This window comes from Wohlfahrtiimonas sp. G9077 (genome assembly GCF_002252155.1).
In the GTDB taxonomy this organism is placed as follows: domain Bacteria; phylum Pseudomonadota; class Gammaproteobacteria; order Cardiobacteriales; family Wohlfahrtiimonadaceae; genus Wohlfahrtiimonas.
In genome coordinates this window covers 66,351-87,304 of the sequence record NZ_NEFD01000006.1, presented here as the reverse complement: position 1 = coordinate 87,304, position 20,954 = coordinate 66,351, and the positions used below count along the sequence as shown (strand labels likewise).

The window sequence follows — 20,954 nt, the reverse complement described above, 5'->3', positions numbered from 1 at the left end:
GAATTCATGGCGATTGAAATAAAAATTCCCAACATTGGTAATTTTGACGCCGTTGATGTCATTGACGTTCTTGTGAACGTCGGTGACGTTGTCAGCGTTGATCAAAACCTTTTGACCTTAGAGTCTGATAAAGCCTCGATGGATGTGCCTTCGGATCAAGCCGGCAAAATCACTGAAATCCTCGTGAAAGTGGGCGATCAAGTCAAAGAAGGTGACACCATTGCAATGATTGAGCCGACCTCTTCTGAAGATGCACCAAAAGCTCAAGACACTGCAGCATCTGCCACACCTAAAGCTGCACCAAGCACTTCAACAAATGTGATTGACATCATCATTCCTAACATTGGCAACTTTGAAGCTGTCGATGTGATTGATGTGGCCATTAACGTGGGGGATACCATTCACAAAGATCAAAACTTAGTGACACTAGAGTCTGATAAAGCCTCGATGGATGTGCCTTCTGAAATTGATGGCACCATCACAGAAGTGTTGATCAAAGTCGGTGATCAAGTCAAAGAAGGCGTTGTGATTGCCAGAGCCACAGTGGGCGCAGCACAACCGGCACAAGCCCCAAAGGCTGCACCAAAAGCGGAAGCTGCGGCGCAAACCATTGTTGAGCCCAAAGCGGCAACAGCTGCCCCAAGCGATGTCGATTGCGATGTGGTGGTCATTGGTGCGGGTCCTGGCGGTTATTCCGCAGCCTTTAGAGCGGCGGATCTTGGCTTGAAAGTGGCATTGATTGAACGTTACCCAACCCTTGGTGGCGTGTGCTTGAATGTGGGTTGTATCCCATCAAAAGCATTGCTACATGTGGTGAAGGCCAAAGAAGAGGCTGAAAAGCACTTAAAACATGCTGGCATCTACTTTGATGCACCGCGCATTGAGTTGGATGAAATCCGCAATTACAAATCATCTGTGGTGAGTAAATTAACGGGCGGCTTAGCAGCCATGGCAAAAATGCGTAAAGTGGACGTGATCCAAGGCGTGGCAACCTTTAAAAATGATCATCACTTAACGATTGCCTTAAGTGATGGCGGCGAACGCACATTGTCTTTTGATAAAGCGATCATTGCTGCCGGTTCACGCGCCATTCATCTGCCATTTATGCCAGAAGATCCACGCATCATCGATTCAACGGGCGCTTTAGAGCTTCGCGAAATCCCTAAACGCATGCTTGTGATTGGTGGCGGCATCATTGGTTTAGAGATGGCAACCGTTTACTCTAACCTTGGGGCGAATGTCGAAATCGTTGAGTTCACAGAAGGTTTCATTCCTGGAGCAGACCGTGATTTAACGAAGATCTTTGAAAAATACAACAAAGATCGCTTCACAAAAACCATGTTCAAAACCAAAGTGGTGGGTGCAGAAGCATTACCAGAAGGCATTAAAGTGAGCTTTGAGGGTGACAATGCCCCAAGCGAACCACAAGTGTATGACTATGTGCTCGTCGCCATTGGCCGCGCACCCAATGGTTTGACGCTCAATGCTGAAAATGCAGGCGTGAATGTGACAGACCGCGGCTTTATTAATGTTGATAAGCAAATGCGTACCAATGTTGGCAACATTTTTGCCATCGGTGACATTGTCGGTCAGCCAATGCTTGCCCATAAAGCGGTGCATGAAGCACACGTGGCTGCTGAAGTGTGTGCCGGTCACAAGCGCTTCTTTGACATCAAGCAAATCCCATCTGTGGCATACACAGACCCTGAAATTTCATGGGCGGGCTTGACGGAAACAGAAGCAAAAGCACAAGGCATTGCTTATGAGAAAGCTGTTTTCCCATGGAGTGCAAGCGGTAAAGCGTTGGCCAGCTCACGTGAAGAAGGCATGACTAAGCTCATCTTTGATCCTGAAAGCAAAACCATTTTAGGTGGCGCAGTTGTAGGGATCAATGCCGGTGACTTAATTGGTGAAATTGCCTTAGCCGTTGAAATGTGTGCAGATGTCACAGACATCGCCCACACCATTCACCCACATCCGACTTTAATTGAGTCTGTGGGCATGGCGGCAGAAGTGGCGGAAGGTGCCTGTACCGATCTTCCCCCTGCTAAGAAAAAATAGATCATTCATCTTGATTCAATGAGCAGCCTTCGGGCTGCTTTTTTATGCAGGTCATTTAGGCAATCGATGTTAAGTATCAGATCCCATTGAAGATATGATTCACCACTCGTCAAAAGGCTTTGATCATGCTAGAATTCCGTAGTTTATCGATAAGTTTTATCTACAAAGGGATACCATGTCAGAAGAAGTGATTCGTACCAACTTTATTCGTCAAATTATTGACAATGACTTAAGTACAGGTAAGTACAAAAGCCCATCAGATGTCCACACTCGCTTCCCACCCGAACCGAATGGTTATCTGCACATTGGGCACGCTAAGTCCATCTGCTTAAACTTTGGTATCGCAAGAGATTATCAGGGCAAATGTAACTTACGCTTTGACGATACGAATCCATGCAAAGAAGAACAAGAATTCGTTTCTGCCATCAAAGCTGACGTTGAGTGGTTAGGTTTTGAATGGAATGAAGAGTGCTATGCCTCCGATTATTTCCAACGTTTTTATGAATGCGCTGTGTTGTTGATCAAAAAAGGCTTAGCGTATGTCGATGACTCAACGGCTGAAGAGATCCGTGCGATGCGTGGTTCTTTAACAGAAGCCGGTCAAAACTCCCCATATCGCGAGCGCTCAATTGAAGAGAACTTAGCACTGTTTGAACGCATGAAAAATGGCGAATTTGGTGATGGTGAAAAAATCCTTCGCGCCAAAATCGACATGGCTTCCCCAAATATGAATTTGCGTGACCCTGCCCTTTATCGCATTCGTCACGTTGAACATCATCAAACCGGTAATCAATGGTGCATTTACCCAATGTATGACTTTGCGCATGCATTAGGCGATGCCTTTGAAGGCATCACGCACTCCATTTGTACATTAGAGTTTGAAGATCATCGTCCTTTATATGATTGGTGCGTTGAGCATTGCGGCATTGAACAAAAACCTCATCAATATGAGTTCTCTCGTTTAAGCTTGCAATATGCCATTACATCTAAACGTAAATTGACGCAATTGGTGACATCCGGCACAGTCACAGGCTGGGATGATCCCCGCATGCCCACCATTTCAGGCTTGCGCCGTCGCGGTTGTCCACCGGAAGCCTTACATTTATTCTGTGAGCGCATTGGCGTGACAAAATCAGAAAACTCCATCGAAATGGAGCAATTTGACCAATGCATGCGCGATGTCTTGGATGATAAAGCATCCCGCCGCATGGCAGTGCTTGACCCCATTTTAGTGACCCTCACCAACTTTGATGAGCGCGTTGAATTAGAATTGCCAAATCATCCCAAAAATGAAGCCGCCGGCAAACGCATTGTGCCATTTGCCAAAGCACTTTACATTGACCGCAATGACTTTGTGTTGAGTACAGAAGATAAAAAATTCAAACGTTTAATTTTGGGCAACTACGTGCGTTTACGTGGCGCTTACATCATTAAAGCCACAGATTATAAAGCCGACATTGATGGCAACATCACAGAAGTGATCGCAGAAATCGTGCCAGATACGTTGGGTAAAAATGCAGAAGGCATCAAAGCAAAAGGCGTGATTCATTGGGTGGCTGCCAACGATGCCGTCGATGCACAAATCCATTGCTATGAGCGTTTATTCACTGTGCCACATCCTGATCGTGAAGAGGGCGAAATTTTTGATTACGTCAACCCTAACTCTTTGATCATCAAACAGGCAAAAGTGGAACCGGCTTTGGCAGATGCACCCGCTGAAGTGGCGTATCAATTTGAGCGCGAAGGTTACTTTGCCCGTGATCGCAAAGAAGATGGTTTGGTCTTCAATCGTGTTGTAACTTTAAAAGACAGCTTCGGAAAGTAACCCATGTCATTTTTTAATGCAGTTGCAGAGCAGTTCGATTTAGTACTGCTCTATAAAAATATATTGTGGGATGGCTTTATGCTCACAATTGAACTTGGGTTGTGCTCGTTGATGGTGGCCATTGTATTGGGCACCTTCGCGGCTTTAGGTTCATTCAGTGAATCTAAGTTTGTGCGCGGTACGGTGACCGCGTACACCACCATTATTCGCGGGATTCCGGACATTGTCCTCATCTTTTTGTTCTATTATGGGATGCAAACCCTTTTGAACAAAGCGATGGAGGCGATGGGGCTTGAGATCTATCACATCAATCCATTTGTGGCCGGCGTCATCACCATTGGCTTTATGTTTGGTGCCTTTATGGCAGAAAGTTTCCGTGGTGCATTATTGGCGGTGCCCAAAGGACAAAAAGAGTCAGCCCTTGCCCTTGGCATGTCCCCTGCCCGCGTTTACTTTAAAATTGTCATCCCTCAAGCCATGCGCTTTGCGCTCCCAGGCTTGAATAACAACTGGCTCGTTTTATTAAAAGCCACCGCATTGGTCTCTTTAATCAACTTGCAAGACTTTTTGGCGATCGCGGTCAAAAGCGGACAATCGACTCGCGCGCCCTTCACCTTTTTGATCACTGTTGCCATTGGTTATCTACTGTTAACGACAGTTTCCATCATTGTGGTCAAATGGTTAGAAAAACGCTTCTCAAAAGGCGTCGTACGAGGAGCTTTTTATGAATAATTTATGGGCCGAATACGCGCCGCTCTTTGCCAATGGCGTGTGGGTGACTTTGCAGCTCACCTTTATTTCCTCCCTCATTGGCTTGGCGTTTGCGTTGCCTTTATCGTTTGCTGCGCTCTCAAGAAACCCGCTCTTTTCCGCGCCGGTTTCTGCCTTTAGCTACTTTTTTCGTGGCACGCCACTGTTGGTACAAATTTATCTGCTTTACTATGGATTGGGGCAATTTTCTGCAGAACTGCGTCAAATCCCTTGGCTTTGGAACATTGTTAAGCAACCTTATTGGTGTGCAATCATCGCGTTCAGCTTAAACACATGTGCCTATACCATTGAGATCTTTAAAGGCTCATTTAAAAACACCGCCAAAGGTGAAATTGAAGCCGCCATTGCCATGGGCATGAGTCAATGGCAGATCTTTTATCGCATCATTTTCCCATCCGGCTTTCGCCGTGCGTTGCCTGCCTACAGCAATGAAGTGATCTTCATGCTCCATGGCACTGCTCAAGTCTTTGTGATCGCACTTGTGAACTTAGACATTTTAGGGGTTGCCCGCAAAATGCAACGCGCCACATTTTATGACTTTACACCGTATTTAATCGCTGCTTGTTTGTACTTATTGATCACCTTTTTACTCGTCTTCATTTTCAAAAAATGCGAGAAAAGATGGCTCTCCTATTTACAAACCGCCCATTAGCGCGATAATACAGTCATTGACAAACCACCAAAGGACACTGACATGATGAATCTTCCAAATTTATTGACACTTTTTAGAATTTTTGTCATTCCTGTGTTGGTGTTGGTCTACTTTTTGAAAATTGACACCATGGTTTATCATGTGCCATTGAAGAATATTTTGCTCTGCTCGCTATTTGCGTTTGCGGGCATTACCGACTATTTTGATGGCTATTTAGCGAGAAAGCTCAAAGTTTCCTCGCCCTTTGGTGCATTTTTAGACCCTGTGGCGGATAAATTGGTGGTGGCAGTGGCATTAGTCATCATCGCTGTGAGCCAACCCCATTCAGCGATCATTACCTTGTGTACGATTGTCATCATTTGCCGTGAGATCACCATCAGTGCATTGCGCGAATGGATGGCTTCCCTTGGACGCCGTAATTCCGTGGCCGTCTCTTGGATTGGCAAATGGAAAACCACATTTCAAATGGGTGCGATCGGCTGCTTATTGTTTGAATCTGACTTCATTGGCTTACCGATCTTCCTCATTGGCGAGGTGGGCTTGATCATCGCATCGGCATTAACGCTCTACTCGATGATCGATTACCTATTGCTCGCCTACCACAGTGAGAAAAAGCACCAAAGCGAAAACCGCTAAGCGCTTAAACTTTGTCCGCTCTCGCGGATGAATTTTTCAATGACCATCACCAAACGCAACTCATTTTGAGGGGCGTTTTTTGTTTCCATCACATCGGTCATTCTAAAATTCTCCCACGCGATCAACTCATTGCCACGCAAATAAGCGGCCGCCTCATTCATGAACCATAAAATAAAGGGCGTGGCTTGCAGTTTGATGGATAAATCCGTCACTTTTGTGCCATCGTGCTGAATGCTTAAACCAATCACCACATCATTGCGATCTAATGTAAATGTATGGGTGGGCGTAAAATCCTGCGGATTGAGCAGTTTTAAATGAATGTCACTGCCTTTTTGATGCACAACGGGCAATACAGTGGCGCAGCGCTCGCCCCTAGCAATGTGCTGCAGCTGAGCAATCGCAGTGCCAAGATCATTGAGCGCCCGCTGAAAATCAAATGCCAACAGATAACGCCCTAAACTGATGCGCACACTTTCACGCGCATGTTTGGCATCATAGCCAAGCTCTGTGAGGACATGGGATGGCAATGTCTCATCACTGTTACAGGCAGAACCTCTTGAGAAACAGAGCTGCGACACTGCCGCCATCAAAGTTTCCCCATAAATATGGGGCACATGCAAATTGATAATCGCAGGGGTTAAACGCGCCTCTTTACCATTACGCGTCACGCCATATGGTGCAAGATGATCAAGTAACGCCGCTAAGCGCGCTTCACTTTGTTGATGCTCTGTGGCGTAATGGCCAGGCAATAACTGCACCGCGCGGGCAAGACCCATGATTTGATGGTTCGCCAACGTACCCACATGATGCCCAAGCTCTGTTTTAGCCCCATCAATCACAGGCACCATCGGAATTTTAGGAAAATCACGCTGATATAATACGCCAATGCCTTTAGGGCCATAAATCTTATGCGCCGTAAAACTGGCCAAATCCACCCAAGAAAAATCAGGTTTAAAGTGCGGCATCGCTTGCGTGGCATCCACATGCAGTAAAATTTTATGACGGCGCGCCACTTCACTGAAACCCTCGATGTCGTAAATCTCACCCGTTTCATTATTGACCCACAAAGAAGTGATGATGGCCGTTTCATCCGTAATGGCAGCTTCCACCATCTCTTTGGTGATTTGTCCTGCATCATTGGGGGCTAAAAATGTCGCTTGATACCCCTCTTTCACCAATGCTTGTACGGTATTTAATGTGGCCTTATGCTCTGTTGTGATGGCAATGATGTGTTTTTTACGCTGTGCGCGCATCACACCTTTTAACGCAAGGTTAATGGATTCTGTGGCGCCACTGGTTAAGGTTAAGGTGCTTTGTTCAACATTGAGAAATTTTGCCACCACAGACAAAGCCTCATCAATATGACGATGGGCAGCATGACCTAAAATGTGCTCACTGCTTGCATTGCCCCAGATCTGAGACAATCCTAAGGTCATCTGTTCAACCACCTCAGGTGCGGGCGGTGTTGTTGCCGCATAATCTAAATAGATAATTTTTTTATTCATACTTTTCCTCGTTCGATGAACAGATGGGACAGGTGGGATTTTTGCTGAATTTGAAGGTTTGCCATTCACACGTTGCCCCATTGTAAACACGCAAACGATTGATCATCACAGGCATCCCCACAATGATTTTTAACGCTTCTTGCGCTTGCATCGCACCAATGATCTGTAAAATGGGGGCAAATACCCCAAAGAGTGCACAATTGCCATCATCGCTGTGGGCACCGTCAAATAGGCAGTGATAACAACCACTTTCGGGCGATCTAAAATCATACACCGCCAATTGCCCTTCCATACGAACGGCAGAACCTGAAATGAGCGGGATATTGTAATGATTCGCCATGCGATTATTCGCTTGGCGAATGGTGAAATTGTCCGTGCAATCGATAATCATGTCCACATCTTTAGCGAGCGTCATTAACAGTGCATCATCGGCCTTTTGTGCGATGGCATCTATCCGCACTTCAGGGTTTAGTGCCTGCATGTGCGCTTTTAATGCATGAGCTTTTGAATGGGTCAAATCTGCTGTTGTGAAATGAATTTGGCGCTGCAAATTTGAAAGATCCACCACATCGTGATCCACAATGGTCAAATGCCCAACGCCCGCCGCCACTAATAACGGAATCACCGCATTGCCTAAGCCACCACAACCGATCACTAATATTTTTGCAGACTTGATGGAAAGTTGCCCCTCTAAATCAATTTCAGACAACAGGATGTGGCGCGAATAGCGCAGCAATTCATGATCAGTTAGCATCGATAGGAATATTCAGCAAAAGAAAGATCCATTATAATCTTATGACCCAAAAAATGGTAGAATGCATCATTTATTGGCTTTTAATCCTTTGTTGTTTTAGGTAGATCATGACTCAATCAGTTCCGGTTTCACAGAAAAAATTAGAAAAACGTTTACGCCGTTTAGTCGGCACCGCCATTATGGATTATCAGATGATCGAAGATGGCGATCGCATCATGGTGTGCTTATCTGGGGGCAAGGACTCCTATGCGATGCTTGATCTCCTCTTAAAACTTAAAGAGAAAGCACCTGTGAATTTTGAAGTCTTTGCGGTGAATTTAGATCAAAAGCAACCGGGCTTTCCTGATCATGTATTGCCAGAGTATTTAAGTGCCCTTGGCGTACCCTTTGACATCATCACGCAAGATACTTATTCGGTGGTCAAAGAGTTAGTGCCAGAAGGCAAAACCACATGTAGCCTCTGCTCACGCCTTCGTCGTGGGATTTTATACCGTTATGCCAAAGAAAATGGCTTTAATAAAATTGCCCTTGGTCATCACCGCGATGACATCGTAGAAACGTTGTTCATGAACATGTTCTTTGGCTCAACACTCAAAGCGATGCCGCCAAAATTAAAAAGCGATGATGGGGACAACATCCTCATTCGTCCATTGGCGTATTGTGCGGAAAGTGATTTGCAAAAATATGCAGACATCAAAGAATTCCCCATCATTCCGTGCAATTTATGTGGCTCACAAGATGGTTTACAAAGACAAACCACCAAAATGATGCTACAAGAGTGGGAGGAGAAATATCCTGGACGCATTGAGAACATTTTCCGTGCCATTAAAAATGTGCGCCCTTCTCAATTGGCTGACACAGAACTCTTTGACTTTGTGAATTTCACCGTCAAAGAGGATCAAAATACCCAAAGCGCCACCCCAAATTGGTTGGCATCATAATGACACAATAAACCCCCAAGGAGACAATCCATGAAAGCAATGGTGATTACAGAGTTTGGTGATTCTTCCGTCCTTAAAATTGAATCGCACCCCATCCCCGAGGTTAAAGCCGATGAAGTGTTGATTAAAGTGAAAGCGGCCGGCATTAATCGTTTAGATGTCAGTCAGCGCAAGGGCAACTATCCCGTTCCTGAAGGCATCATTGCTGACATCTTGGGCTTAGAAGTCTGCGGCATCATTGAAGCGGTGGGCAGCGATGTCACCGATTGGCAAGTGGGCGATGCCGTCTTTACATTATTAACAGGTGGTGGTTATGCTGAATATGTGACAGCCCCAAGCGTCATGTGCATCCGCAAACCAGACAATCTCTCTTTCATTGAAGCAGCCTCATTGCCAGAGACGTTATACACCGTTTGGAGCAATGTGTTTGACCGCGGACAATTCAAAGCCGGTGAAACCTTTATGGTTCACGGTGGCACTAGCGGCATTGGCATCACCGCCATTCAATTGACGCGCTTATTTGGTGCCAAAGCTGTCTTCACAACTGTGGGCAGCGATGCTAAAAAAGCCTTTTGTGAATCATTAGGGGCCAAAGCTGTCAACTATAAAACAGAAGACTTTGAAGCGGCCTTCAGTGAAGTGGATGTGATGCTTGACATCATCGGCGGCGATTACTTCAATAAAAATCTCAATGTGATGAATATTGAAGGACGCCTTGTGTATATCAATGCCATGAAGGGCTTTAAAGTGGAGTGTAATTTACTCAAAATCATGGGAAAACGTTTAACGTTAACAGGCAGTAAATTGCGTGCCCGTGAAATTCCTTTTAAAGCGGCGATCACAAGTGCATTAAAAGAAAAAGTGATGCCACTTGTGGAAAATGGTGAATTTAAACCCATCATTCATGCTGTTTTCCCCTTAGAAGATGCCGCAAAAGCCCATGATTTGATGGAATCGAGCGAGCATATTGGCAAAATTATGCTAGAGATTCAATAAGCTAACAGATATGGATAATTAATGTGCGATTTTAAAGCTTGCTACTTTGAAAAGTAACCGATATAATCACACCCCTATTTACTCATAGGCATATAGCTCAGTTGGTTAGAGCACCACCTTGACATGGTGGGGGTCGATGGTTCGAGTCCATTTATGCCTACCATATCTCTTGGGCCTTTAGCTCAGTTGGTTAGAGCGCTCGACTCATAATCGAGTGGTCGTTGGTTCAAGTCCAACAAGGCCCACCATCTTGAGTCGCCCTGACAATACATGCTGCAATCTCCCTCATTTATGTTTATAATGCCTTTCCTTTAGGTCTAGAACATTAAGGAATAGAATGCAGCTACGTCAATCTCTCATCCCCTTATTATCCCTCACACTTTTATTGACATCTGCCCATGCGCAAAACAATGTCAAATATGTGACGGATCAATTACAAGCACCTATTCGCTCTGCTGCCAATGAAACCAGCCGCATCGTCAAAATGCTCACAGCCGGTGAAAAGCTCACCATTGTGGGAGAAAATCGCCAGCATTATGATGTGATTTATGGTGACAATAAATCCCGCGGATGGATCCATAAAAGTTTTGTGATGGATGAACCGGCTGCCCGTGAATTCGTGGAGATGGCCAAAGAAGAGTTCGAACCCCTACAAAAAAAGATCAATGCCCTACAAAAAGAGACCGAAGAGAAAGATCATCTGATCAATGCCCTTAAAGAGAATCAAAAGAAATTAGAGCAAGCCTTAGATGTGCAAACCAATCGCGTCACATATTTAGAGCAGATCAATAAAAATGCTGTGGACATCGACAACGACAATCAAGTGCTCACCGAACGCAATATGCAGCAAGCCCTTGAGTTAAAACAACTCAAAAGCGAAAACTTTACCCTCAAAGAGAATAAGCGCAGCGATGAGTGGCTCAAAGGGGCAAGCATTTTATTTGCCGGCATCCTCCTTGGCACCTCTATCTTGCCGCGCCTATTGCGCTATCGCAACCAAAAACGCAAATGGAGCCGTTACTAATTCACTTTAAGGAAGCCTTATGAGCAACAATCTTCGCATTCGTCCTTTAGAAAAAGAGGACCTTCGTTTCATTCATCATTTAGACAACAATGCCTCCATCATGCGCTATTGGTTTGAGGAGCCCTATGAATCATTCTTAGAGCTCTCTGACCTGTATGATAAGCACATTCATGATAAAAGTGAGCGCCGCTTCATCTTACAGCTGGCCGATGAAGAGTCGCGCATTGGTTTGGTTGAATTGGTGGAAATTGATTACACCCATCGCCGCGCGGAATTTCAAATCATCATTGCCCCAGGTCACCAAGGCCAAGGTTATGCGCGCCATGCCACAAAATTGGCGATGGATTATGCATTTTTCACCCTCAACTTATATAAGCTCTATTTAGTGGTGGATGAAGCCAATGAAAAAGCCATCCACATCTACTCTAAACTGGGCTTTAGCATCGAAGGGACATTGCGCCATGAATTTTTCTCAGCCGGCGCGTATCGCAATGCCATTCGCATGTGCATTTTTCAAGATGAATACCGTAAATTGGGGCTATAACGCATGAATGCACTGATGCAAGGACTGAAACCCTATCTTTCTCCTAAAATCCTAACGGTGGGATTTTTAAGCTTTGCATCAGGCTTACCCATTTTGATGACGCTCTCGACCTTGACCTATTGGCTCTCGGTTTATGGCATCGACAAAAAAAGCATTGGCCTGATGAGCCTAACAGGTTTGCCCTATGTGTTTAAATTCATCTGGGCACCGTGGCTGGATCAAAAACGCCCTTGGCTACTGAAGCATTTAGGCCGCAGAAAGAGCTGGATTGTACTTTTTCAAGCGTTATTGACCCTCATTTTCATCGCCCTTGCCTTTGTGAATCCAAAAGATGACATTGGCATCATCTCTTTGCTCATCTTTTTATTGGCCACAGCATCAGCAAGCCAAGACATTGTGATTGATGCTTATCGCATCGATTACTTAACGTCGCAAGAGCAATCTTATGGCTCAGGCTTATCACAAGTCACCTACCGCATTGCGATGCTGTTGATGGGTGCCGCTGTCTTATATGCAGCAGACTTCATTGCCTGGCCCACCATTTTTATGCTGATCGCGGCGCTATTTGGCCTCATGACGCTCTCAACGCTGCTCTTTGTCAAAGAGACAAACCAAACCACCGTTCACGCCATTGAAGCTCAGCGTACCGCCTTAGAAACGGTTTTACAGTACATCATTGTGCCCTTAAAGAACTTCATGAGCCGCCCACAAGCAGCATGGATTTTACTGTTCATCATTCTCTTTAAAATGCCCGATGCCATTGCAGGCGTGCTCATCTCCGCTTTTTACAATGAAATGGGCTACACCGGTGCACAAATTGGCTTGATCAGTAAAGTTTATGGACTCATTGCCACATTGATTGGCGCCCTATTATCTGCACAAATCATCAGCCGCATCAGCCTATATCAAGCCTTGGTTGTCTCTGCCGTTTTGGTGGGATTAACGAATCTTGGTTATTTATGGATTCTTCATGACCCCACAACGCTCTCTTTAACGCTTGCGATCTCCTTGGAAAACTTCATTGGCGGCTTTGCCAGTGCAGTGTTCATCACTTATTTAAGCTTATTGTGTAATCAATCCTACTCTGCCACGCAATACGCCATGCTCAGTGCGCTGGCCGCCTTTGCCTTACGCATTTTCGGCTCATTTTCAGGCTTTGCAGTGGAAGATTATGGCTGGCAAAACTTCTTTATTTTTACTGCCTTTTTATTCGTGCCGGCATTGTGTGCGTTGGTGGGCATCCGCAAAAGTGTGCAGGATTTGGCACATAAAAGGACATAAAAAAATCCACCTCAAATGTTGAGGTGGATCGCTCTATTGAAGTGACATCAAAGCATTATTTTGCCACGATGTTCACCAATTTTTTAGGCACCACGATCACTTTTAGAACGTTTAAGCCTTCTAAATGGCGCTGAGCGGCTTCATTCGCTAAAGCCATTGCTTCCACTTCTTCTTTAGGTGCAGAGGCTGCAATCACAAACTCACCGCGCAATTTACCATTGACTTGCACAACATAATTGATTTCATCTAACACCAATACAGATTCATCCACGGTTGGTAATGCTTGATCTTCAATTTTGCTGTGATAAATGTTCGTCCACAACTCATGCACAATATGCGGCACAATCGGGTACAACAAACGAAGCATGATGGAAAAACCCTCATTGCGCACATACATCGCTTCTTGTGAATCATCTAACTCGCCAAGGGCATTTAACATCTTCATACATGCAGAAATCACAGTGTTGTACTGATGACGATCATAGTCAAACAATGCTTTTTTCAATTCAGCATGCACCACGCGACGAATGTCTTTAGATGCTTTGTGCGAAGGTGCAAATTCAACCACTTTAGCCAATGAATCTTGCCATTCGTAACCAAATGTCCATAAGCGTTTTAAGAAGCGCTGCGCCCCTTCTACACCAGAGACTGACCATTCTAAAGATTGCTCAGGTGGTGCACTGAACATCATGAATAAGCGCGCAGTATCTGCACCAAATTCATTGATGATGGATTCAGGATCCACACCATTGTTTTTCGACTTACTCATTTTTTGTACGCCGCCAAACGTCACAGGTTGGCCATCGGCTTTTAAGATGTAAGTGGTTTGACCATCTTCCACCACAGGCGTCACATCATCTAAGTTGTACCATGTGTAACCAGACGCTGTATGACGATAGAATGAAGGTGAAATCACCATTCCTTGCGTCAATAATGCTTTAAACGGTTCTTTCGGCGCTTTCGCAGGATCACCCAATAAACCTTCATCGCGCATCAATTTATGGAAAAAGCGTGAGTACAATAAGTGTAAAATCGCATGCTCAATGCCGCCAATGTATTGATCCACAGGCAACCACTGTTCTGCACGCTCATCTAACATCGCCGTTTGGCAATCGTAGGATGCAAAGCGCGCATAATACCAAGAAGAGTCCATAAAGGTATCCATGGTATCGGTTTCGCGGCGAGCAGGTGCACCACATTTTGGACACGTTGTATTGACAAAGCTGTCCAATTTATTCAATGGGTTGCCTGAACCATCAGGAATCAAATCATTCGGTAACACCACCGGCAAATCTTGTTCAGGTACTGGCACATCGCCACAGCATTCACAATGAATGATCGGAATTGGACAACCCCAATAACGCTGACGAGAAATCCCCCAATCGCGTAGACGATATTGCGTTTTGATTTCACCCAATTGTTTAGCTGCCAAGAATTTTGCAATTGCAGCAATCGCATCATCAAATGTTAAGCCATTGAATTCACCTGAATTGATGAGCGCGCCATGCTCTGCATATTCTGCATGCCATGTGGTGTAGCTTTGATCTTGTGCCTTGTTTTCAATCACAGGTTTGATGGGTAAACCATATTTTGTGGCAAATTCAAAGTCACGTTCATCATGGGCAGGCACAGCCATCACAGCGCCTTCACCGTATGTAATGATCACATAATTCGCCACCCATACCGGTAAATCTTCACCTGTGATTGGATGCTGAACAAATGCGCCCGTTGCCATCCCTTTTTTCTCTTGCGTGGCGATGTCCGCTTCGTTTGTGCCACCTTTTTTACACGCATCAATAAATGCTTGTAACTCTGGATTATTTTGTGCCGCTTTCTGGGCAATCGGATGCTCAGGTGCCACAGCCACATAGCTCACGCCCATCAATGTATCAGGACGCGTTGTGAACACTTTCATCACGCCATCTTCATACGGGAAGCCAATTTCCATCCCTTGTGATTTACCGATCCAGTTTTTTTGCATGATTTTGACTTGCAACGGCCAATCGGTCAACGTTTCCAAATCATCCAACAACTCTTCGGCATAATCGGTGATTCTAAAGTAATACATCGGAATTTCACGGCGTTCAACATCCGCACCAGAACGCCAACCTTTACCATCGATCACTTGCTCATTGGCCAATACGGTTTGATCAATCGGATCCCAGTTCACAATGCCGTTTTTGCGGTAAATGATGCCTTTTTCATACAATTTAGTGAATAACCACTGCTCCCAACCATAATAAGAAGGTTCACACGTGGTGATTTCACGACTCCAGTCAAAACCAAAACCCAATAATTTCAATTGGTTTTTCATGTAGTCAATGTTCTTTTTCGTCCACTCATAAGGTGAGACTTTATTGTCAATGGCCGCATTTTCAGCTGGCATACCAAACGCATCCCAACCCATTGGCTGAAGCACATTGTAGCCCTTCATGCTCATGTAACGGCTCATCACATCACCAATGGTGTAGTTGCGAACATGCCCCATGTGCAGTCGGCCAGATGGATATGGGAACATGGAGAGACAATAGTAGTTCTCTTTTCCTTCCACATGGTCGGCAACTTTAAAGGTTTGATGATTTTCCCAGTAGGATTGGGCACTCTTTTCAACATCGCTATGATGATACGCAGGTTTCATACGGCATTATTCCAATCTATCAATTAAACAAAGAAAAGCATTCATTCTACCCTATTTTGTCAATAGTTCTAGTTTTTATCCTGGATAATTCTTAGGATTTGCAGTAATTTTTTTATGCTTAAAAAACAATGAGATCAATACAATAAACAATCGCAAAAATAGTCTTATATGAGAATAATTACTATTTATTAATGATTGCTATTCACATATAAGATTTTTATTGCTACAATCAATTTTATCAATTTTCCCACCCACATGAACATGGAACTTGACACATGGAATCCAATGAATTTAACGTAGAAGTGATTGATAATAAAGGTGCTGAGTTGTTTGCCCAAGTCGCGCCTGAGCTCAATCGTTTGCATGATGAAAACCTCACATTATTGATGGCCACTTTAGACAGCGATCAAATCCCGCATGCAAGCTATACACCTTTTGCGCATGTTGATGGCGCCTATTACATCTTCATTGCAGACATTGCTGCCCACACACAACACGTTAAAAATCATCCTACTTTTAACATCATGATTGTCGATGATGAGAGCAAAACTCGTAACATCTATGGCCGTAAGCGCGTGAGCTATCAAGTACACGCCACAGAAATCGAGCGCGACCATCCTGAGTTTGACAAAGGCATTGAAGCATTGACTTTGCGTGCAGGCAAAACCGTCAATGTTTTAAAAGAGATGGGCGATTTTCGTCTCTTTCGCTTAACCCCAACTAAAGGCACTTTGGTGACAGGTTTTGGTAAAGCATTCCGTTTAGATCCACAAAATCCTGAAAACATCCAACATTTAACAGGCAATGGCGGCAAAGGTCACGTGCGCGATGCAGACTATGAAAGAATGCAAAATCGCGGCCACGGCCAAGCGCACTCTGCTTAACTGAACATATATGCAAGCGATCTCAATCATCACCGCTCCCTGATGATTGATTGTCCTAAAGCTCCCCCTCGCTGATGGATAAGACAGTTTGATGATAACCTCTTGATCACACTACCCCCTTATCGGTCGCTTGCATATATTCTTAACACAAAGGAAGATTCATGACCCCTGAACAAATCACTGCCCTCAAAGCCCAATTAGCGGAAAATCCTAGCGTATTATTTGAATCCTTAGCCGAGGAACACAATGCCTCAGAAGCTCAAATGATCGAGTGTTTACCAGAACATTTTTGGACAAAAATCGATGGTGCGCACTTTCAAGCCTTGCTGCAAGAAGTGGCCACATGGGGCAAAGTCACAACAATCATTCACTCATCGGGCTCCATTTTTGAATTTTCAGGACCTTTTCCAGAAGGATCTGTGGCACATGGTTACTATAACCTCAGCCATGAATCCGGATTAAGCGGACATTTAAAATTCGACAACTGTGGCGCCATTTATTTTATCGAACGTCCATTTAGAGGCTCGGCCACATACAGCATGTTATTGACGGATTTAAAAGGCCGCATCATGTTTAAAATCTTTTTAGGCCGCGATGAAAACCGTGTGATTTTCCCAGATCAAATCGAGAAATTCCACGCATTGGCCAAAGCCTTCAACTAAAAGTTTATTTCACTCAAGTCCTAAGCGTTTGGCCTCTTTATGGGGCCTTTTTTTATGGTGTAGATAAAGGTTCAATGCCACAAATCTCTGGATGATCTTCCACCCATCGAAAGCGCACATTCCACTGCCCTAAACTGACGCCATAGATGCGATTGGTCTTTTTATGATACACAGGGCGCGGATTTTGCCCAATGACCTCTTTGATTAAGGCTTGGGTTTGGCTTGGCAATGCATCGAATATGGCCACTGCATCCTCATGAATGCTCACCGCATGCATCATCGGAGCTTCTGCTGCAAATGTCGTACTGGCAGTGACAATGGCATCGGTAAAGGGAATGTAGGGCTTGATGTCATAAATGGGCGTGCCATTAACTAAATCGTGACCGGCGATCTCAATGGCCACTTCATCGGCATCAATTTGTATAATTTCAACGGCGGACAACCCTAAGCCATTTGGGCGATATGGGCTACGGGTTGCCAAAACACCCATTTTTTGATTGCCGCCCAAACGCTGAGGACGCACTTTTGCATCCCCTTGCCATTTGTTTTGATGAAAGCCAAACACCAGCCAAATGTGGCTAAATTGCGACAATCCATCAATGAAATCCATTGATCGATACGGCGGCACCAAACGCACCCACGCTGTTGCGCTGGTCACCAAGCGTGGCTGACGCGGCACGCCAAACTTTTCAGGATAGCAGCCATCAATGATGGCAATCGGTGAGATCTCCATCACTCAGGAAATTGCGCTAAAAATTCATCTTCACTCATCACCAAAACACCCAGTTCTTCGGCTTTGGCCAATTTTGAGCCCGCTTTTTCACCGGCCAATAATGCAGTGGTATTTTTTGATATTGAACCTGACACTTTTGCACCTAAACTCAACAAGCGCTCTTTGATGCTCTCGCGGGTAAAATGATGCAATGTGCCCGTCACCACCCATGTTTGATCCAATAATGGTAAAGCATCGGCATCTTTTGGCGCAATGGCGGGATATTCAATGGTGATGTGCTGCAACAAACGCTCAAGCAATTCACGACTTTGTGGCTGCTTGAAAAACTCCACCAAATGACTTGCCATCACGGGGCCAATGTCATCAATCTTTTGGAAATTCTCCGCAGTCTCGCCTCTTAACGCATCTAACGATGAATAATGGGCGGCCAATACGCGTGCGGTGGCTTCGCCCGTTTCACGAATGCCAAGGGCATAAATGAATGGTGCAAAACGTGGCGTGCGACTTTTTGCAATGCTTGCTAAAACATTATCGGCAGATTTTTCCCCCATGCGCGGCAACTCCAACAGTTGCGCCTTAGTTAAGGTGTATAAATCTGCCGGATCTTCCACCAAACCTTCATTGACAAAGATCTCTAGCCATTTTTCCCCAAGCCCATCAATATCCATGGCTTTACGGGACACAAAATGTTTTAAGCGCTCAATGCGCTGCGCTTTACAGCTAAAGCCACCCGTGCATCGCAAAGCGGCCTCCCCTTCAACCCGCTCAACCGGTGAGTCACACACAGGGCACGATTTTGGAAACTCAATGGCACGCACATGATCATTGCGATGCTCAAGCGCCACGCGAATCACCTGCGGAATCACATCGCCCGCACGACGAATCATCACTTCATCACCAATCATCACTTGTAAGCGTTTGATCTCATCTTCATTGTGCAGCGTTGCATTTGACACCATAACACCGGCAACATTGACAGGTTCTAAACGGGCAACCGGTGTAATGACACCTGTTCTGCCCACTTGAAAATCCACATCAAGCACCGTTGTGCGCGCTTCCATCGCCACAAACTTATGAGCAATGGCAAAGCGTGGCGCGCGGGAAACAAAGCCCAATTTTTCTTGTAGATCATACTGATCCACTTTATAAACAACGCCATCAATCTCATAAGGCAATTGATCACGCGATGCCAAAATTTTGGTTTGATACGCCAATAAATCGGCAACGGATGCGGCGCGCTCATTCAATGGACAAATCGGTAAACCATACGATGCCAAACCTGCAAGGGCTTCAGAATGCGCTGCAAAAGGTTTGGGATTCTCTTCAATGATGCCGATGCTATAGGCATAAAAACTCAATTGGCGCTGTGCAGCAATTTTAGAATCTAGCTGACGAATGCTGCCTGCCGCCGCATTTCTTGGATTGGCAAACGGTTTTTCATGCTTTTTTAAACGCGCAGCATTTAATGCATCAAACACCGAGCGACGCATAAATGCTTCGCCGCGCACCTCTAAACGGCGCGGAAAATCACCCTTTAACACCAATGGAATGCAACGAATGGTTTTCACATTTTCTGTGACATCTTCACCGCGCACACCATCGCCACGGGTTGCAGCACGCACCAATACACCATTTTCATACAAAATGCTGATGGCCAAACCATCCAATTTTGGCTCCGCCCAATAGTTTAAACGCGCCATTTCATCATGAGTGAGCTTTTCACGAATGCGCTCATCAAACTTCACCACATCTTCTTCTTTAAAGGCATTATCTAAAGAGAGCATCGGCATCTCATGGATCACTTCTGTAAAACCCTTTAAAATGGTGCCGCCCACTTTTTGCGTGGGCGAATCAGGCAATCGCAACTCAGGATGTGCCGCCTCAAGTGCTTTTAACTCATGAAACAGTGCATCAAACTCTGAATCGGTCAACTCAATTTGATCTAAGACATGGTAATTGTAATTTTGACGATTGATCTCATCAACGAGCGCACGCATGCGCGTTTCAATGGCCTCACTCATGGGATTCCTTTGCAATTTTGCCTAAATTTTTTCAATAAAAAAATGTTCTTAAAAAGCAAATTTTAAGAACATTTGATCACGCAATGCATTCATGCATTAACGATGTGAACGGTGTTTTGCCCAGATTTGCTTCTCTTGCGCACGTGTTTTGGCCACTAAATTTTGTAAATAATCGCGATCTACAGGCTGTTGATTCTCATCTAACAACGTCCCGCCAATGCGTTGCCCAAAAAAGGCCGCTGCATGAATCAATCTTTCCACGGTATCCATTTGTGGATCAGGTCCTGGAATGCTGGCAAAAAAGAGTAAACCTGGAATTTCCGTATTTAGAATATCAGGTGTGTTAAAGCTGCCAGGATGAATCATGTTCGCAATGCTATACATCGGTTCATCGCCTAAATAAGTGGTCACAATTTGCTGTAAAAAGCCATCGGCACCCACCATCAATTTAAGATCCTTAGCTGTCTCTAGCACTTCATAACCGGTATACGGCGCATCATTGGGCGCACGCAAAATAAGCGCCACTGTACCCACAGGTTCAGGTCGTGCTTGTGATGCATCATCATGCGCATCTTCTGTGTTGCTGCTACCTGCGAACATCTCTTTGATGCGCGCAAAAAAACTGGCTTTAGGTGCCTGTTCTTCCATCTGCTCATCGTCATCTTCGTCAAGCGCATCATCTAAATCTTCAGAATCTTCTGGCAATCGATCAGCACTGCTTTTTTCAGGTTTTTGTGTGGATTCATCCACTGCAGCAGTTTTCGGTGGTGCTTTAGGGGCAGGCGCTTCAACCATTTCTGCCACTTGAACCACTTCAGTTTGCACAGGTTCACTCACAGTCTCCTCACCGTCATCTTTAGGCAATGCTTGCTGACTGAATTCAGAGAAATGATGATCAATGTGTGGCTCAATGCGATCATTGTCTTCTTCATCGTTTTGTCTTTTTAAGATAAACCAATAAATACCGCTCGCCACAGCAATGATTAATAACAATAAAGATCCGATTGATCCACTCATGGTTGCTTC

At 45.0% G+C, this 20,954-nt stretch carries 18 protein-coding genes and 2 tRNA genes; 14 read left to right on the top strand and 6 right to left on the bottom strand.

Features of this window, described 5'->3' with window-relative positions; all coding sequences use genetic code 11:
• Positions 1-6: 6 nt before the first annotated feature.
• From lpdA to pgsA, 5 genes are all read left to right on the top strand, one after another.
• Positions 7-2,061 carry a dihydrolipoyl dehydrogenase gene (gene lpdA / locus B9T20_RS08400; RefSeq protein ID WP_094490638.1) on the top strand — a complete coding sequence of 685 codons (2,055 nt, stop codon included), beginning with the start codon at positions 7-9 and terminating at the stop codon, positions 2,059-2,061.
• A 175-nt stretch (positions 2,062-2,236) separates the two neighbouring features.
• Complete coding sequence (locus B9T20_RS08395) at positions 2,237-3,886, top strand: glutamine--tRNA ligase/YqeY domain fusion protein (RefSeq protein ID WP_094490637.1); 1,650 nt, start codon at positions 2,237-2,239, stop codon at positions 3,884-3,886.
• Between the two features lie 3 nt (positions 3,887-3,889).
• Positions 3,890-4,618, top strand: coding sequence for an ABC transporter permease (locus B9T20_RS08390; protein WP_094490636.1), 729 nt, complete (start codon positions 3,890-3,892; stop codon positions 4,616-4,618).
• On the top strand, positions 4,611-5,309 hold the full coding sequence (locus B9T20_RS08385) for an ABC transporter permease (RefSeq protein ID WP_094490635.1): 699 nt from the start codon (positions 4,611-4,613) through the stop codon (positions 5,307-5,309). Before B9T20_RS08390 ends, B9T20_RS08385 begins: the two co-directional genes overlap by 8 nt.
• Before the next feature lie 42 nt (positions 5,310-5,351).
• Positions 5,352-5,945, top strand: a complete 594-nt coding sequence (pgsA, locus tag B9T20_RS08380) for a CDP-diacylglycerol--glycerol-3-phosphate 3-phosphatidyltransferase (RefSeq protein ID WP_094490634.1) — start codon at positions 5,352-5,354, stop codon at positions 5,943-5,945.
• On the opposite strand, the gene B9T20_RS08375 is transcribed toward pgsA, so the two are convergent.
• Positions 5,942-7,450: a cysteine desulfurase family protein gene (locus tag B9T20_RS08375; protein WP_094490633.1), complete on the bottom strand. Its 1,509-nt coding sequence runs from the start codon at positions 7,448-7,450 to the stop codon at positions 5,942-5,944. The genes pgsA and B9T20_RS08375 overlap by 4 nt on opposite strands.
• Positions 7,443-8,204: a HesA/MoeB/ThiF family protein gene (locus B9T20_RS08370; RefSeq protein WP_094490632.1), complete on the bottom strand. Its 762-nt coding sequence runs from the start codon at positions 8,202-8,204 to the stop codon at positions 7,443-7,445. Before B9T20_RS08370 ends, B9T20_RS08375 begins: the two co-directional genes overlap by 8 nt.
• Before the next feature lie 107 nt (positions 8,205-8,311).
• On the opposite strand from B9T20_RS08370, the gene ttcA reads away from it, so the two are divergent.
• From ttcA to B9T20_RS08335, 7 genes are all read left to right on the top strand, one after another.
• Positions 8,312-9,145: a tRNA 2-thiocytidine(32) synthetase TtcA gene (gene ttcA / locus B9T20_RS08365; protein ID WP_094490631.1), complete on the top strand. Its 834-nt coding sequence runs from the start codon at positions 8,312-8,314 to the stop codon at positions 9,143-9,145.
• A 30-nt stretch (positions 9,146-9,175) separates the two neighbouring features.
• Entirely contained in the window at positions 9,176-10,141 is a 966-nt protein-coding gene (locus tag B9T20_RS08360) for an NAD(P)H-quinone oxidoreductase (RefSeq protein ID WP_094490630.1), read from the top strand.
• Between the two features lie 86 nt (positions 10,142-10,227).
• Positions 10,228-10,304: transfer RNA gene (locus B9T20_RS08355), tRNA-Val, on the top strand.
• 8 nt (positions 10,305-10,312) lie between these two features.
• Positions 10,313-10,389, top strand: a tRNA-Ile gene (locus B9T20_RS08350).
• Between the two features lie 89 nt (positions 10,390-10,478).
• Positions 10,479-11,165: a TIGR04211 family SH3 domain-containing protein gene (locus tag B9T20_RS08345; protein WP_094490629.1), complete on the top strand. Its 687-nt coding sequence runs from the start codon at positions 10,479-10,481 to the stop codon at positions 11,163-11,165.
• A 19-nt stretch (positions 11,166-11,184) separates the two neighbouring features.
• Positions 11,185-11,709 (top strand): spermidine N1-acetyltransferase, encoded by a 525-nt coding sequence (speG, locus tag B9T20_RS08340; protein ID WP_094490628.1) that lies wholly within the window; start codon positions 11,185-11,187, stop codon positions 11,707-11,709.
• Between the two features lie 3 nt (positions 11,710-11,712).
• Positions 11,713-12,990 carry an MFS transporter gene (locus B9T20_RS08335; protein WP_094490627.1) on the top strand — a complete coding sequence of 426 codons (1,278 nt, stop codon included), beginning with the start codon at positions 11,713-11,715 and terminating at the stop codon, positions 12,988-12,990.
• A 55-nt stretch (positions 12,991-13,045) separates the two neighbouring features.
• On the opposite strand, the gene leuS is transcribed toward B9T20_RS08335, so the two are convergent.
• The gene (leuS, locus tag B9T20_RS08330) at positions 13,046-15,628 is read right to left on the bottom strand and encodes a leucine--tRNA ligase (RefSeq protein ID WP_094490626.1); all 2,583 of its coding nucleotides are present in this window, start codon (positions 15,626-15,628) and stop codon (positions 13,046-13,048) included.
• Positions 15,629-15,903: 275 nt separating this feature from the next.
• On the opposite strand from leuS, the gene B9T20_RS08325 reads away from it, so the two are divergent.
• Together B9T20_RS08325 and hutX are read left to right on the top strand one after the other, a co-directional pair.
• Positions 15,904-16,512: a HugZ family protein gene (locus B9T20_RS08325; RefSeq protein ID WP_094490625.1), complete on the top strand. Its 609-nt coding sequence runs from the start codon at positions 15,904-15,906 to the stop codon at positions 16,510-16,512.
• Positions 16,513-16,673: 161 nt separating this feature from the next.
• The gene (gene hutX, locus B9T20_RS08320) at positions 16,674-17,174 is read left to right on the top strand and encodes a heme utilization cystosolic carrier protein HutX (RefSeq protein WP_094490624.1); all 501 of its coding nucleotides are present in this window, start codon (positions 16,674-16,676) and stop codon (positions 17,172-17,174) included.
• A gap of 52 nt (positions 17,175-17,226) precedes the next feature.
• On the opposite strand, the gene tsaA is transcribed toward hutX, so the two are convergent.
• The 3 genes from tsaA to B9T20_RS08305 all read right to left on the bottom strand — a co-directional run bounded on the left by tsaA (position 17,227) and on the right by B9T20_RS08305 (position 20,945).
• Entirely contained in the window at positions 17,227-17,907 is a 681-nt protein-coding gene (tsaA, locus tag B9T20_RS08315) for a tRNA (N6-threonylcarbamoyladenosine(37)-N6)-methyltransferase TrmO (RefSeq protein WP_094490623.1), read from the bottom strand.
• Complete coding sequence (gene ligA, locus B9T20_RS08310) at positions 17,907-19,928, bottom strand: NAD-dependent DNA ligase LigA (RefSeq protein ID WP_094490622.1); 2,022 nt, start codon at positions 19,926-19,928, stop codon at positions 17,907-17,909. Before ligA ends, tsaA begins: the two co-directional genes overlap by 1 nt.
• A 96-nt stretch (positions 19,929-20,024) precedes the next feature.
• The gene (locus B9T20_RS08305) at positions 20,025-20,945 is read right to left on the bottom strand and encodes a cell division protein ZipA C-terminal FtsZ-binding domain-containing protein (protein WP_094490621.1); all 921 of its coding nucleotides are present in this window, start codon (positions 20,943-20,945) and stop codon (positions 20,025-20,027) included.
• Positions 20,946-20,954 lie beyond the last annotated feature (9 nt).

Excerpts from the sequence above, each read along its gene's own strand:
- lpdA (WP_094490638.1), top strand. The coding sequence starts at position 7 with ATGGCGATTGAAATAAAAATTCCCAACATTGGTAATTTTGACGCCGTT.
- B9T20_RS08395 (WP_094490637.1), top strand. The coding sequence starts at position 2,237 with ATGTCAGAAGAAGTGATTCGTACCAACTTTATTCGTCAAATTATTGAC.
- B9T20_RS08390 (WP_094490636.1), top strand. The coding sequence starts at position 3,890 with ATGTCATTTTTTAATGCAGTTGCAGAGCAGTTCGATTTAGTACTGCTC.
- B9T20_RS08385 (WP_094490635.1), top strand. The coding sequence starts at position 4,611 with ATGAATAATTTATGGGCCGAATACGCGCCGCTCTTTGCCAATGGCGTG.
- pgsA (WP_094490634.1), top strand. The coding sequence starts at position 5,352 with ATGATGAATCTTCCAAATTTATTGACACTTTTTAGAATTTTTGTCATT.
- B9T20_RS08375 (WP_094490633.1), bottom strand. The coding sequence starts at position 7,450 with ATGAATAAAAAAATTATCTATTTAGATTATGCGGCAACAACACCGCCC.
- B9T20_RS08370 (WP_094490632.1), bottom strand. The coding sequence starts at position 8,204 with ATGCTAACTGATCATGAATTGCTGCGCTATTCGCGCCACATCCTGTTG.
- ttcA (WP_094490631.1), top strand. The coding sequence starts at position 8,312 with ATGACTCAATCAGTTCCGGTTTCACAGAAAAAATTAGAAAAACGTTTA.
- B9T20_RS08360 (WP_094490630.1), top strand. The coding sequence starts at position 9,176 with ATGAAAGCAATGGTGATTACAGAGTTTGGTGATTCTTCCGTCCTTAAA.
- B9T20_RS08345 (WP_094490629.1), top strand. The coding sequence starts at position 10,479 with ATGCAGCTACGTCAATCTCTCATCCCCTTATTATCCCTCACACTTTTA.
- speG (WP_094490628.1), top strand. The coding sequence starts at position 11,185 with ATGAGCAACAATCTTCGCATTCGTCCTTTAGAAAAAGAGGACCTTCGT.
- B9T20_RS08335 (WP_094490627.1), top strand. The coding sequence starts at position 11,713 with ATGAATGCACTGATGCAAGGACTGAAACCCTATCTTTCTCCTAAAATC.
- leuS (WP_094490626.1), bottom strand. The coding sequence starts at position 15,628 with ATGAAACCTGCGTATCATCATAGCGATGTTGAAAAGAGTGCCCAATCC.
- B9T20_RS08325 (WP_094490625.1), top strand. The coding sequence starts at position 15,904 with ATGGAATCCAATGAATTTAACGTAGAAGTGATTGATAATAAAGGTGCT.
- hutX (WP_094490624.1), top strand. The coding sequence starts at position 16,674 with ATGACCCCTGAACAAATCACTGCCCTCAAAGCCCAATTAGCGGAAAAT.
- tsaA (WP_094490623.1), bottom strand. The coding sequence starts at position 17,907 with ATGGAGATCTCACCGATTGCCATCATTGATGGCTGCTATCCTGAAAAG.
- ligA (WP_094490622.1), bottom strand. The coding sequence starts at position 19,928 with ATGAGTGAGGCCATTGAAACGCGCATGCGTGCGCTCGTTGATGAGATC.
- B9T20_RS08305 (WP_094490621.1), bottom strand. The coding sequence starts at position 20,945 with ATGAGTGGATCAATCGGATCTTTATTGTTATTAATCATTGCTGTGGCG.